12 protein-coding genes are annotated in these 13,656 nt (G+C 36.2%); 5 read left to right on the forward strand and 7 right to left on the reverse strand.

Annotation, left to right across the window (positions count from 1 at the left end; translation table 11 throughout):
- Positions 1–106: 106 nt before the first annotated feature.
- Positions 107–1,306: a DEAD/DEAH box helicase gene (locus tag AC4BHP_RS14025; RefSeq protein ID WP_490552908.1), complete on the reverse strand. Its 1,200-nt coding sequence runs from the start codon at positions 1,304–1,306 to the stop codon at positions 107–109.
- Between the two features lie 139 nt (positions 1,307–1,445).
- On the reverse strand, positions 1,446–1,799 hold the full coding sequence (locus AC4BHP_RS14030) for a DUF4183 domain-containing protein (RefSeq protein WP_490553018.1): 354 nt from the start codon (positions 1,797–1,799) through the stop codon (positions 1,446–1,448).
- Between the two features lie 97 nt (positions 1,800–1,896).
- Between AC4BHP_RS14030 and AC4BHP_RS14035 the strand changes: the two genes are divergently transcribed.
- Together AC4BHP_RS14035 and AC4BHP_RS14040 are read left to right on the forward strand one after the other, a co-directional pair.
- Positions 1,897–2,322 carry a DUF4183 domain-containing protein gene (locus AC4BHP_RS14035; RefSeq protein WP_490552911.1) on the forward strand — a complete coding sequence of 142 codons (426 nt, stop codon included), beginning with the start codon at positions 1,897–1,899 and terminating at the stop codon, positions 2,320–2,322.
- A gap of 231 nt (positions 2,323–2,553) precedes the next feature.
- Positions 2,554–4,203 carry a glutamine--tRNA ligase/YqeY domain fusion protein gene (locus AC4BHP_RS14040; RefSeq protein ID WP_490552913.1) on the forward strand — a complete coding sequence of 550 codons (1,650 nt, stop codon included), beginning with the start codon at positions 2,554–2,556 and terminating at the stop codon, positions 4,201–4,203.
- 70 nt (positions 4,204–4,273) lie between these two features.
- Here AC4BHP_RS14040 and AC4BHP_RS14045 read toward each other — a convergent pair whose 3' ends face one another.
- Positions 4,274–5,143: an AraC family transcriptional regulator gene (locus AC4BHP_RS14045; protein WP_490552915.1), complete on the reverse strand. Its 870-nt coding sequence runs from the start codon at positions 5,141–5,143 to the stop codon at positions 4,274–4,276.
- A 112-nt stretch (positions 5,144–5,255) separates the two neighbouring features.
- Here AC4BHP_RS14045 and AC4BHP_RS14050 point away from each other — a divergent pair, with 112 nt between their 5' ends.
- Together AC4BHP_RS14050 and AC4BHP_RS14055 are read left to right on the forward strand one after the other, a co-directional pair.
- Positions 5,256–6,521, forward strand: coding sequence for a dicarboxylate/amino acid:cation symporter (locus AC4BHP_RS14050; RefSeq protein WP_373925486.1), 1,266 nt, complete (start codon positions 5,256–5,258; stop codon positions 6,519–6,521).
- A 475-nt stretch (positions 6,522–6,996) separates the two neighbouring features.
- Positions 6,997–7,611 (forward strand): hypothetical protein, encoded by a 615-nt coding sequence (locus tag AC4BHP_RS14055; RefSeq protein WP_490552917.1) that lies wholly within the window; start codon positions 6,997–6,999, stop codon positions 7,609–7,611.
- A 51-nt stretch (positions 7,612–7,662) separates the two neighbouring features.
- Here AC4BHP_RS14055 and AC4BHP_RS14060 read toward each other — a convergent pair whose 3' ends face one another.
- From AC4BHP_RS14060 to AC4BHP_RS14070, 3 genes are all read right to left on the reverse strand, one after another.
- Positions 7,663–8,577 carry a polysaccharide deacetylase family protein gene (locus AC4BHP_RS14060; protein WP_490552918.1) on the reverse strand — a complete coding sequence of 305 codons (915 nt, stop codon included), beginning with the start codon at positions 8,575–8,577 and terminating at the stop codon, positions 7,663–7,665.
- A gap of 17 nt (positions 8,578–8,594) precedes the next feature.
- Entirely contained in the window at positions 8,595–10,004 is a 1,410-nt protein-coding gene (locus AC4BHP_RS14065; RefSeq protein WP_490552920.1) for a glycosyltransferase family 2 protein, read from the reverse strand.
- 1,219 nt (positions 10,005–11,223) lie between these two features.
- Complete coding sequence (locus AC4BHP_RS14070) at positions 11,224–11,937, reverse strand: class I SAM-dependent methyltransferase (protein ID WP_490552922.1); 714 nt, start codon at positions 11,935–11,937, stop codon at positions 11,224–11,226.
- A 159-nt stretch (positions 11,938–12,096) separates the two neighbouring features.
- Between AC4BHP_RS14070 and AC4BHP_RS14075 the strand changes: the two genes are divergently transcribed.
- Positions 12,097–12,330 (forward strand): hypothetical protein, encoded by a 234-nt coding sequence (locus AC4BHP_RS14075; RefSeq protein ID WP_066109526.1) that lies wholly within the window; start codon positions 12,097–12,099, stop codon positions 12,328–12,330.
- Positions 12,331–12,368: 38 nt separating this feature from the next.
- Here AC4BHP_RS14075 and AC4BHP_RS14080 read toward each other — a convergent pair whose 3' ends face one another.
- Positions 12,369–13,574 carry a class I SAM-dependent rRNA methyltransferase gene (locus tag AC4BHP_RS14080; RefSeq protein ID WP_148630359.1) on the reverse strand — a complete coding sequence of 402 codons (1,206 nt, stop codon included), beginning with the start codon at positions 13,572–13,574 and terminating at the stop codon, positions 12,369–12,371.
- Positions 13,575–13,656 lie beyond the last annotated feature (82 nt).

A 13,656-nucleotide genomic window follows, 5' to 3' on the forward strand; every position in this document is an offset into this window, starting at 1 on the left:
TCTTTATTTTCTGACCCTAGTTTTTACCAACTTTAATTATTTATGCATGCTGTTTTCCTATAATAAAAAAGGCTGAACTCTAATTAGAGCCAGCCCATTTCATTCTTTATTTTTTATACCTTTTAGGATTAGGTTTCTTCTTTATAGACTTTGAATTTTGATTATATACAGGTCTCTGATCTACAATTTCACCTTTAAACAGTTCCTTTTTCTGAACTTCAATATGCAGTTCCCGAGCGTATTTCTTTAATTCACGTTCTTCACGAGCCGTTACAATTGAAATAACCGTTCCACTTTCTCCCTGGCGTCCAGTCCTACCTGAACGATGCACAAATTGAGCAATCGTTTCAGGGAAATCCACATGGATTACAAATGGCAGCCCTTTAATGTCCAAGCCCCTTGCTGCCACATCTGTAGCAAGTAATATAGTTGACTCCTGCCTACGAAACTCACGTATAGCCGCTTCTCTTTCTATTTTCTTGGAATCGCCATGAATAACTCCTAAATCTACTCCCTTGAAACGAAGCTTTGAAGCCATCACATCCAAATTTCCGATGTCCTTTCCAAAAACCAATGCACGCATTTCAGGCATTTTAACTAATTTTTCAAGAATATTTATTTTATCACGCGCCTCAGTGACAAAATAAATATGATCCACCTTTGATTGAACGGTATCTTCCTTTTTAACCCGTACTTTAACAGGGTCATTCATCCATTGCTCGGCTTCTTCCTCTAACCCAGCCGGCAAAGTAGCTGAAAACAAAACTATCTGACGGTCTCTCATAGTACTTTTAATAATTGTCCCAATAGTTGGCAAATGCTCAGGGATCATTAGTTGGTCCCCTTCATCCAGCACAATTGTTTTCACTTCATGCATCTTTAGCTTTTTCTGCTTAATCAGTTCTTCTAGTCTGCCTGGTGTTCCGATGACAACATGCGGATGCTTTTTCAGCTTTTCCAATTGACGCTTCGGATTAGCACCGCCGATAAACGAAGCAGCCGTAATGCCTGTTTCTTTTGACCATGCTTGTACAACTTCAAAAATTTGCATAACAAGCTCTCTTGAAGGAGCAAGAATAACAGCCTGTACTTTTTGTTCGTCTGCTTTTATTTTATTTAAGATTGGCAGGACATAAGCAAGTGTCTTTCCTGTTCCTGTCGGCGATTCTGCCAAAACATCTTTTCCTTCATATATAGGACCAAAGGTCTCCTTCTGAACTGTAGTTGCTTCTTTGAATCCGGATAATTCCCATTGTTTTTTTAATCCATTTATTAACTCATTGACGATTGAATCATTTGTATTCATTAATTTCTCCTAACTAAACACATACTTGTATGATTCTTATTATACATATGCCAAACGATGATTATCAATAAAGGAGAGGTTCCTCCCATAATAAAGAGGTCTCTCCGTGTAAAGCCATTTTTTATTTAGTTTTTAAACCTTAACCATTTGAAAAAATAAAATGGTTTTTTCCGGGCGATAAATCAACTGTTTTAAGTATTAATTTATCTTTTACCACTTTATAATTTTTAGCCGGCTGCAAAACTCCATTAATAAATAGATTCGTATATGATACTTCTTCTGGTGAAGGTATTTTGCTATCTCGATACTCGTTCACCTGATCACAGTAAGAGAAAACACGCTGATTTTCTTTAGCATACATATAAAATTCATATAACTCGACCTTTTTAGGAATTTTATACCTATATGTCTCTGTCTCCACCATTGGATGCATAAGTAATGGTTTTGGTAAGGATGCGATATAACTATAACAATCGATATCCGTTTTTCTCATTAGCTTCACTTCCCTCGTTACCTCCTCACCTCAAAATGGTTTCATTAAACCTTTTTATTCCTTTTTCATATATATCTACACAAGGGTTAAAAGTTTAGTGAATAAAGATATTTTGCATGACCTGTTACAAAGGAGTGTTTATTTTGCCATTAGTAATTATGAAATTGGCTATTGGGCTACAACTACCACTACGGTATCTCCTATATCTACAAGGTATTTTACAGTCGTAACAGGCGATGTTGCTGGGGGTGCTACACTTACGCTTGATACTGCTGAATTTTTTGATGATGCCGGAAATACGCCAGCAGGCTTGCCTGCATTAAATCCAGATAACACTACCACTCAATTATTTATAAATGGCGTACTCCAAATGGATGGGATTTATGTCTATACACCGGGTGCTACAGGTGCAGGAAGTGTAGTGATTACCGTTCCTGAAGCGGGGTCTATTCTGGCTGGAAGTCCAATTGTGCTCGAAATTGTCAACTATACACCTACTGCCATTACGGATGTCGCCACATAAACAAAAATGGGGTTAATTCCTTATTAACCTGGGATACCTGCTCCAGGCTATCTTTTTTAAGCAATATGATGTATTGGCAAAGGTAAATACAGTTATACTAAATACAAACAATAAAATTACTATATTAGAAGAACGCACAAATAGTGAAAATGTAATTATTTTTAGGCTTCTTGCGACATGGGATTATTTCCATTAGAATGAAACTACTAGTTTATGCGAAAGAGGTTGAAGATGGTGGAGCACAATACGTCAAATTTTATTCGTAACATCGTTATTGATGATATAAAATCAGGTAAAACAGATCAAATTATTACTCGTTTCCCTCCTGAACCAAATGGTTATTTGCATATTGGACATGCAAAATCTATCGTTTTAAATTTTGAACTTGCTGATGAATTTAAAGGAAAAACAAATCTACGTTTTGATGATACAAATCCGTTAAAAGAAGATACGGAGTATGTTGAATCTATTAAAGAAGATGTCAAATGGCTTGGATTTGATTGGGACAACCTCTTCTTTGCCTCTGATTACTTTGAAGAAATGTATAATCGCGCCATCTTGTTAATTGAAAAAGGATTGGCTTATGTTGACGATTTAACCGCAGACGAAATCCGTGAATATCGCGGTTCTTTAACTGAACCAGGTAAAGAGAGTCCCTACCGTAACCGCTCTGTAGAAGAGAATTTAGAGCTATTTAAACGTATGCGTAATGGTGAATTCGTCAATGGCGAAAAGGTACTTCGTGCCAAAATTGATATGAGTTCACCAAACATCAATTTGCGCGACCCGGTTATTTACCGAATCGCTCATGCAACTCACCATAACACTGGTGATAAATGGTGTATCTATCCTATGTATGCTTTCGCCCATCCAATTGAGGATGCAATTGAGGGTGTTACTCACTCTATTTGTACGTTGGAGTTTGAAGACCAGCGTCCGCTTTACGACTGGGTTATTAAAGAATGTGAGATGGAAAGCACACCAAGACAATATGAGTTTGGCCGTTTAAATTTAACAAATACAGTTATGAGTAAACGTAAGCTAAAACAATTGGTTGAGGAAGGCTATGTAGATGGCTGGGACGATCCAAGAATGCCTACCATTTCCGGTCTGCGAAGAAGAGGCTATACTCCAGAAGCAATTCGTAATTTCTGCCGAGAAATTGGTGTCGCTAAAACAAGCGGAATTGTGGATGAGAAAATGCTCGAGCACTTCGTAAGAGAAGATTTGAAATTAAAAGCACCAAGAACGATGGGAATCTTAAAACCATTAAAGGTGGTTATCACCAACTATCCGGAAGGACAAGTTGAAATGCTTGATGCAGAAATCAATCCAGAAAATCCTGAGATGGGAACTCGCCAAATTCCATTCTCAAGAGAAATCTATATTGAGCAAGAGGACTTTATGGAGAATCCTCCAAAAAAATATTTCCGACTATTCCCTGGAAATGAAGTGCGTCTGAAGCATGCTTACTTCATCAAATGTGAAGAAGTTATTAAAGATGAGGAAGGCAATGTGATAGAGCTTCGTTGTACCTATGACCCTGAAACAAAGAGTGGAACTGGTTTCACTGGACGTAAAGTAAAGGGAACTATTCACTGGGTTGAAGCTACACAAGCTATTCCAGCTGAATTCCGCTTATATGAACCGCTTATTCTTGATGAAGAAGCAGAGGAAGACGGAAGCTTCCTTGATCATGTAAACCCTAACTCATTAATTATTGAAAACGGCTTTGTTGAGCCAAATATGAAAGATGTTCAACCTAATGAGAAATTCCAATTCTTCCGTCATGGGTACTTTAATGTTGACCCTAAGGATACAACAGCTGAACATTTAATCTTCAACTTAATTGTATCTCTGAAGAGTTCCTTTAAAATCTAAGGCTATAAACACTGAAGGACCGTGGTCATACACGGTCCTTTGTCATGTTGATTTGAAATGGAATCGGTTTTTATTCATAATTACTTGCTTTTAAATACTCCCTCGGTGACAGCCCAAACTCCTTTTTAAAGGCCCTTACAAAGGTTGAATAATCATTAAAACCTGCACTTTGGGAAATATGTGTCATGGATTCCCCCTTCGAGAGCATCGATTTTGCTAGATATAATCTCTTCTGCAAGATATACTGATGCAACGTGTACCCTGTATAGGATTTAAACTTTCTCATTAAATGATACTTACTCAAAAAACATTTTGATGCTAATACCTGTATGGAAAGATCCTCATTTAAATGTTGATTAATATACGTTAAGACTTCTGTTATATTTTTATCAAAAAGGATATCCTGTGAATGCGTTGTTGCTTCATCATGGATAAAAATACGATTAAGAATAATCAGTAATTGCATTAACAGAGCTGATTTTAAAATATCATCTCCAAAAGCAGCCTCCCGTTCAGTCTCTATTAATTCCTGAACAATGCTTTTAATTTTTCCAAGCGGCTTATCCGAAATCCGCATTAGATTAATTTCACGACGGGCAGCCAAATCAAAACACATCAACAAATTGCTATTTTCTCTGCTATGTTTGGAAACCATAGCTGGGTCGAACCAAATGATAAAACGCTCATATTCTTCCATTGGGTCAATAATAGGCTTATGGATTTGTCCATGCCCTATGATGAGCAAATCCCATGGTTTCAGTTTATAAGCCTTTCCTTCTATCATATAAGTGACGTTTCCTTTAATAAAGATGATGATTTTATTAAAATCATGATAGTGATATTCGAATTCATTCACTATTTGGTCTTTAATGTGAAAGACTTTTATTTCCTGATTTAGGATTCCCCTTCTCTCTGACTGCCATCTATTGAATTCATGCATGATATTCCTCCTGTTTAAGAGCACTTTTTACCATGTTTTAAGCAATATTTTCATAGAATGTGGTAAAATAGTCAAGTATGCTTATAGTACTAATTATTGAGAGGCAGTGAAAATAGTGAAACAAATCTTTTTAAATTATAAAGGTTCCATCATCTTACTGCTGGCAATCGCGATTGGTGGGGTAGCCGGTTATCTGATCGGTCCCGATATAGCAGTTATTAAGCCATTCGGAGATTTATTTCTGAACTTATTATTCATGATTATCGTTCCGCTTGTATTTTTCAGTATCACTTCCGCTATTGCAAATATGAGTGAAATGAAGCGTCTCGGAAAAATCATGGGCAGTATTGTCATCGTGTTCTTCACAACCGCTCTTATTGCGGCGGTACTCGGCTTTATCGGTACAACTTTTATGAATCCAATTGGGGATTCCGATGTATCATCCATTAAAGAATTAATGTCAAACACTGAAGTGGTTGAAACAGAAGAAATTTCTTTCCTGGGCCAGTTAGTTAACACTTTTACAGTAAGTGATTTCTCAGAGCTCTTATCCAAAAATCATATATTACAATTAATCGTATTTTCCGTATTAGTTGGATTGGCTACAGCTATGGCTGGGGAAAAAGGTCGGCCTGTTGCACAATTGATGAGCTCAGCAACTGAAGTATTAATGAAGGTTGTTAAAATTATCATGTACTATGCCCCTATCGGATTAGGCTGTTATTTTGCCACAATTATTGGGGAGCTTGGGCCGCAAATTCTTGAAGGATATGCCCGTTCATTTGCTCTGTATATGATTTTAAGTATCATCTACTTCTTTGGTTTCTTTACTTTATATGCTTATATAGCAGCAGGCAAAAATGGTATCAATGTATTTTGGAAGAATGCCCTTCCTCCATCCGTAACTGCTATAGCAACATGCTCAAGTGCTGCTTGTATACCTATCAACCTGGAAGCTACTAAAAGAATCGGAGTTCCAGACGATATTGCTGAGACTGTCATCCCTCTTGGTGCCAATACACATAAAGATGGATCTGTCTTTGGAGGAGTTTTGAAGATTGTCTTTCTATTCAGCCTCTTCGGCAAAGACATGACAAGTGTATCAAGTATTTTAAGTATTCTTGCTGTTTCCTTCCTTGTCGGAGCTGTCATGGGAGCTATACCTGGAGGCGGTATGATTGGAGAAATGCTCATTCTTTCTGTATTTGGTTTCTCACCAGAGGTGCTGCCAATTATCGCTGTAATCAGCACAATTATTGATATTCCTGCAACCTTATTGAACTCAACCGGAAACACAGTATGTGCAATGCTTGTAGCTCGCCTGGTTGAGGGTAAAAATTGGCTGCAAAACTCACTTAGTAAAACAGCTAAAGCATAGAACATATTATTCGTTTTTTCCCTATAAGGATCAATTCAGACTGCAGACAAAATTCCGTTTGGAATTTTGTCTGCAGTTTTTTGTATAATAAGGCTACTATCTGCTGCTTTCTGGTTGATAAGCAATGTCATATACGACTTTTAAGGAATATGGTTCTGTTGGTTACTAAAAAGGAAAAGAATCGTTGAAATTTCGTGAGACTACTACAGGAGAAGCCAGCACAGCAAGGACAAGCGAGGAATAAAACAAGGAAATATGACCGGTTGCCTGTAGAAAAAATGGGCTGGGGCCATAAGTAACATTGTTTTTATAGAGCTTTAAATATAGATTTAATACAGCCTATAACATTTACTTTTAATACTATACATATATAAAAGCAAAAAAATGACGAAAAAGAGGTTTGAACTATAAACATTAGGGAATATATGCCGATAATAGATATAGATAGGTATCCGCTTGGGGTAGGAGGAATTAGATGCTTACAATCATCTTGACTGGAATTATTGTTACCATTTTCTTTGGCATCCTGTTAAAATATTTTTTCACGAAACGTAAACAACATAATATTTTCTATAAGGAAATTTTTTCAAGTGTTTATTCACCTATTATCATTAATGCCCAACATATAAAAAAAACATATGGTTTCTTTGAAAATCAACCCTATGTAATAAGGGAACATCGTATAAAGCAATCAAATAAAGTGACAGATTCCATTTGCCTAGCCGATGAAATAATGAAACAGTTAGAGGGAAATGAACAGTATATGTCAAAGAAGATGCTGGAACTATATTTTGGTATACATAGTAAAAATAAAGAATATCACGAATTGGAAACCTCAAATTTGAACGCAAGCCACAAGGATTTTTTACTGGCTAAACTTGAATATGAAATCAATACCCAAAAGTTAATTTTGATGAACGCCTTTTTTAAAGAGATGGAGCAAACTGCTGAGAACGCGGATCTTCATTACCCAGAGCTAAAGGATATGTTCCAATTCTATTCCCATTTTACAAACCATATTTTGCTGAATGAATTAATCTTGTCTCTTCCAACATCCACATCTAAAAAAGGTGTTTCCATACATAACTAAAATGTGAGGCTACTGATGAATCTTGCAGCCTCACAATAATGGTTAGTATTATCATTCGTAAGTTATTAGTTTATCGAATATATCCAGAGTTGTCCCTGGATAAACACCTCTTCTTGGTATCTCCAACATATTATCACCTGGAGAAGCCATGCCATCTTTTATAGTGAAGGCCATATCAGTATCCAGTTCTTTCAGGATTTCTAAAGTGGATTTGTTATATTCCCCATATGGGTAAGCAAATGCACTAGAATCGCCGATGGTTTCATAGCCAGACTGAATGTCGGCCTTTACATCTTCATATTCCTTTGAAATCAAATATGATACCCCATTGTCATCGAGTTTATGGAATTCATCGGCGTGCCCGTGATAACTAAAAACATCTAAGCTTTTATTAATATCTTTAACGCTTAAAAATTGCGCGTCAACAGGATCATAATCACGAGGATTTCGGTCTATTCCTCCTGTGATCAGGAAGATTGACGCGTTGAAATTATGTTTCTTTAAGACAGGATACGCATTAATATAATTATCCTTAAAGCCATCATCAAAAGTAATCAGGACACTTTTAGTTGGTATCGCAATGTCTTCTTTCATATAGGCCTGGAATTCGGGCAATGTCAGCGTTTTGAATCCCTTATCTTTCAAATATTGCATTTGCGCTTCGAAATCATATAAAGTGACGATTGTACCATGAAGATTTCCATCTTCATCATAGTGATTTTTAACAAGATCCTTATTATCGATGACTCTGTGGTACATCAAGACAGTAATTTTTTCTGCCTTATCGTTTTCTTTAACTTTAAAATCCCTTACATTAACGGTATTTTCAATATCTAATGGTCTATCCACCCTTAAACTGAATTTAGCATGGGCAATTGTATCGAAATTATTTGTAAAATAGCCGGCTAATAATGTGAAGTGCCCTATAAAAACAATTAGGAATATAAGATTTACATTTTTCTTCAAAACTGAAACAATCCTCCTCAGCCCGCACTCTTTTTATGTTCATTCAGATCTATTACTTTTCCGTTATCCTGTATATCTTCATCATAGGTTTGATGTTGGCCGCCTACCCGCTTCACCTTATTCCAACTGTTCTTGTTTATAAAATAACCTACAGTACCAAAAGTATTGAATAAAACGCCTAAAAAACGGTATGTGACAATTTCGAATGGAACAAAGAATACAATCCGTATTTTGTCAATCCTTGAGAATGCATATCCAAATCGATTGGTAATAATCATGGCCACTAAACTTTGGAAAACCCCGAGGCTGAAAGAAAAAGCAAATAACATAAGCGCTAATATAGCCCCCTCACCCATAATCAGCATTACGAAAGGAATAATTAAGGTCGGGAATGCTGTTAATGTTCCAAGCATTAATGCATCCACAATCAAAAACAGTGAGATGCCTGGACCGAATTTTGTAAGCAGCGAAGGTCCGTATGTAATGATGCAGTCGATAAATGCTTTTTGCCAACGAATCCGTTGTTTGAATAAGTCTCTGAATGTCTCGGGACCTTCTGTGAAACATACAGCTTCAGGTATGAAAAGGATTTTTTTATAAGGATATTTTGTCTTAATCAGACGTTGTATCCTCATCGTAATGTCCATGTCTTCTCCAACAGTAATGCGATATCCTCCCACTTCAAATAATGCGTCTCGCTTAAAGACACCAAACGCTCCTGAAATAATGGCTAAAGCTTTGAATTTTGTCTGTGTAATTTTATAAAGATAAAAATTAACTAAGTATTGCAAGAATTGAAATCGTAGTAGGTGGGATATATTAAATTTCGGCTTTGGATTTGTATAATCGCCATAGAAAGCTTGTCCAATATGAACCATTCCGCCTGCTGCAATAACACTATTATCCTTAAATGCAGAATTAATGATCTGCAATGATTTTACATCCAGTCCGCTGTCAGCATCCAAGGTAATGATTGTTTCATATCCAGCAAACTCAATTCCAGCATTTAAAGAATCAGCTTTACCGCCATTTTCTTTATCAATGATAAAGATGGACGGATATAATGTAGACTGGTAAATTCCTTTGATAGGTTTATGAGAAATCTGTGAAGCTTTCTCCTTTTCAACCCTCTTTAAGTCCAGCATGGAAATAAGCAATTCCATAGTATGATCCGTCGAACCATCATTAATGATAAATGCCTCATATTTTTTGTAATCGACATGCAGGATTGCCTGAATACAATTCTTGATAACCGTTTCCTCATTGTAAGCAGGTATAAGGATGGATATACCATCTTCCGGTCCACACACTATTCTACTCCCTTCCCTATTTACACTAAAAAGAGGGACAATGATATAGAGAATTTGGAATGCAAAAAAGATAACATACAAAATAAGTGTAAAAATTAGTCCAATTGTTAAATCCATTTAAATCCTCCTTATCAATAGATATGTATGATAAAAGCTCATCTAAAACTATTATCTTAAAAATAAAAGTACCTATTGAAAGTAAAAAGCCTTGTCTTCTAAAGGCTTGTTACACACAGGTACTCATTTTAGATGAGATGCCATAACCCTTATAGCTAATTTAAGCTATTCCTGTTTCTATAACTGTGTAAGATTATCTTTTTAGTGAATTTCATCTAAATAGGACATTGTTTCTTACTCGAGGGGAAAAAGCAGGTGTGTAGTTCGAATTACATAATTATAAAAATATAGTAATTTTCTGACAAGCTTAAGTTCCATGATAATGATTCTTGTTACCTAAAGTCAATGTGCGAAAAGACATAATATACTACCATTCGACATCACTTTTTTTTAAAAATAGGTCAAATCTGCTAAAAAGACAGGATAAAAGAATCAATTATAGTGTGGGTATTTTTTCAATCCATAGCAATATCGCTCTATATGCCTAGTTCTAAAGTATTGTTTTTATATTACTTTAAAATATTTTTTAATGTTTTTTTAATTTAAAAATTAAATATGTGGTTTTCACTGCTAAACTGACTAATAAAATGATATCGGCTCTACTTAAAGGGACGTCCATATTACACGATCAATAAAGTGTTTAACTACATGTTTTTACAAAATTTTCAAAACAAGCACCAAGCCTTACAGTGGAGGAGCTTAATGATAATCTGCTTAAAGAAAACGGGTTGCTAGTACTAACGTTAAGCTATGGTATATTGCGACAATACGTAGTAAAAAAGATACTTAAACATAGAACAGAAAAAGATCCATATGCAATCCATTTTTGAGTAGATACATTCATTTTGTAGTTATTCATTTAATGACTTTCATATTTCCGAACGACAAAATTGATTGAACGTATGTCAATTCGGTATTTAAACAATCCCTTGTACGCAAAATTAAGCTGGGGTGATTATGTAGATTTATTTTCATAAAATTTCCGAGGAAATGTTAAATAGATTACCACTCTTAGTAGAGATCAACTTTGAAGAAGAAGTTAATACTTTATAACCTTAGATTGATAAAATTTCTGTAAACCCTCGGTGTTCAAGAATGAATCTAATGATTGTATCATCAACCTAACAAGTAAGAATAAAACCCCTTAATAAATATTAACTAAAGGGCTTTTCCTTGCGGATGAATAGATTTTGATTCATTCTACGGCCGCACTGTATTGCTATTTTTGCGCACGTACAATTCGGTAACTCATCGCGTCACGATATTGAAGCAAAAGCCTTTCATGCTGTTCCAGCAGATCAAATAAAACATCCGGTACATCCTCTGATGGATGAAATTCTGTCAAAGGCTCATGATCATCATAAAAGGAGGGTAACGTTCTAATTTGTACGTCCGCAAACCCAGCCTTTTTCATAGCGTCTTTCCACCTATCCTCGTTCCACATCTGTTTAAATCCATAAAATTGTCCAATCTGTTTTTGTTCTATTTCAGAAAGTGGCCCTTGCATGGTCAGTTCAATGGCATACAAAACACCACCAGGCTTTAATACTCTTAACATTTCTCTAAGAGCAGGCTCTATTTCAACAAAGGATAGAACGGATTCAGCCAGAACATAATGAGTGGATTGATTCTTCATTGGAATAGCTTCCAACGAGGCTTCTACTGTCTGTATAGGTAATTGCAATTGTAAAAACCTGTTCTTTGCTTTCTGAATCATGATTGGGTGGGCATCGAGCGCTATAATGTTTGCATGATAGGTTTTATATAAATAAGCACTGGTTTGTCCCGTACCACAGCCCGCATCAAGAATGACGGTGTCTTGATTAATAGGCTCATCCTTCAGCATAATTTCTGTTGCCCTTAGCCCTCCCGGATGAGCTCCTCCAATTCCAAGCTTAGATAATAAATCCATATACGTAAATGTGGTCATCATCCACCTCTGTCAGTGTTTTACACATTGTATGCCTCTTCTTTTTTTTGGTTCTTGGCTTAGCGTCGGATTTTTATTGGAATTTTAGGTAAACAAACAGTCAAGTTGTCCATCTATCAATACAATACAAAGAAGACATTATTCGAAAGGGGCATCAGGTAAATGAACTATTACAATCTATGCAATAAACATATTGGTCGAAATGTGCGCATAACTGACCGTCATAATCGTGTTCATGCCGGGACAATCACAAGAGTCACTAGAAGCCATGTATGGATTAAGCCACATGGCGGTCAGAATGGCTATGGCTATTGGGGCTGGGGCGGAGGAGGCTGGGGCTATCCAGTTGGACTTGGCCTTATTACCGGCTTTGCTCTCGGAGCTTTATTTTTCTAAAAAGAAGGCCTCGTATATTCATTACGAGGCCATTTTTATTATCTTGCTAATTGGATAAACACTACTTTTAAGTAATTACCCTCTGGGTATTCATTGATTGTTCTAAAATCATCAGGCAGTGAAAATTCTTCAACAATTTTATATTTCTGATGCATTTCCTTACATGCACTATCGATAAAAGATTTGAATTTATCCATTCCAAACAGACTGCAATTTGTTGAAGCAACAATCAGACCACCTTTTTCCGTGATTGCGATTGATTCCTTCAGCAGATTTGTATAATCCTTTGCTGCGCTGAAGGTGAATTTCTTCGACTTGGCAAAGCTTGGCGGGTCGAGAATAACCATATCAAACTTTAGCTCTTTTCTGCGTGCATATTTAAAATACTTAAATACATCCTCTACGATGATATCCTGTGCTTCATAATCAATTCCATTTACACTGAACTGTTCAATCGTTTTCGCCCGGCTTCTATTGGCAAGATCCACACTGGTCGTCTTTTTCGCTCCACCTAATGACGCAAACACAGAAAATGCTCCCGTATAAGAAAACATATTTACAACTGTCTTTCCTTTAGCATAGTGGTCCCGGATTGTTTTGCGTACATCACGCTGATCTAAGAAAACACCTACCATAGCACCATCATTCAGATTGACTGCAAAATGCACGCCATTTTCCTTTACGATGATTGGAAACTCACCTTCTTGCCCTTCAACAAAATCATCATCTTCAATGTATTTTCCTTTTGTATCGAAACGTTTTTTTTCATAGATTCCTTTAAAATCTGTTAATCTGCGTAAAGACTCTAAAACATATCTTTTAAATGAGTAGATCCCTTGGCTATACCATTGAATGACAAAATATCCATCATAAAAATCAATAATGAGACCGCCAATTCCGTCACCCTCACTATTGAACACACGGAAAGCTGTTGTATCTTCTTGTTGGAAATAGTGCGCTCGCTTATCCAGAGCCTTTCGAATTTTTTCATCAAAGAACGCTTGGTTAATAGATTCATTTTCCTGTCTTGTTAATACCCAGCCATATCCTTTATTCTGCTTTCCAAAATATCCTTTGGCAATAAAGCGACCTGAATCATCAACAAGCTTAAGAATTTGACCTTCCTCCTGCAGTTTTTGAGGAGACACAATAGCCTCCTTTAAAATAAGCGGAAATCCATTTCTTAATTTTTTGCTATCTCTTGGTTTTACTTCACAAATTATTTCCTTATTACTTGAACTCATCTATATTTCACATACTCTCTTTTAATCTTTTCTACTTACAGTATATCGAAAACTGCCTTCCTCTCAAAACTAATACTAAGTA

This window comes from Pradoshia sp. Z4_20 (genome assembly GCF_058216035.1).

What these genes read in the sequence shown, in the direction of transcription:
- AC4BHP_RS14040 (WP_490552913.1), top strand. Translation starts at nt 2,554, where the DNA reads ATGGTGGAGCACAATACGTCAAATTTTATTCGTAACATCGTTATTGAT.
- AC4BHP_RS14065 (WP_490552920.1), bottom strand. Translation starts at nt 10,004, where the DNA reads ATGGATTTAACAATTGGACTAATTTTTACACTTATTTTGTATGTTATC.
- AC4BHP_RS14080 (WP_148630359.1), bottom strand. Translation starts at nt 13,574, where the DNA reads ATGAGTTCAAGTAATAAGGAAATAATTTGTGAAGTAAAACCAAGAGAT.
- AC4BHP_RS14075 (WP_066109526.1), top strand. Translation starts at nt 12,097, where the DNA reads ATGAACTATTACAATCTATGCAATAAACATATTGGTCGAAATGTGCGC.
- AC4BHP_RS14025 (WP_490552908.1), bottom strand. Translation starts at nt 1,306, where the DNA reads ATGAATACAAATGATTCAATCGTCAATGAGTTAATAAATGGATTAAAA.
- AC4BHP_RS14070 (WP_490552922.1), bottom strand. Translation starts at nt 11,937, where the DNA reads ATGATGACCACATTTACGTATATGGATTTATTATCTAAGCTTGGAATT.
- AC4BHP_RS14045 (WP_490552915.1), bottom strand. Translation starts at nt 5,143, where the DNA reads ATGCATGAATTCAATAGATGGCAGTCAGAGAGAAGGGGAATCCTAAAT.
- AC4BHP_RS14055 (WP_490552917.1), top strand. Translation starts at nt 6,997, where the DNA reads ATGCTTACAATCATCTTGACTGGAATTATTGTTACCATTTTCTTTGGC.
- AC4BHP_RS14030 (WP_490553018.1), bottom strand. Translation starts at nt 1,799, where the DNA reads ATGAGAAAAACGGATATCGATTGTTATAGTTATATCGCATCCTTACCA.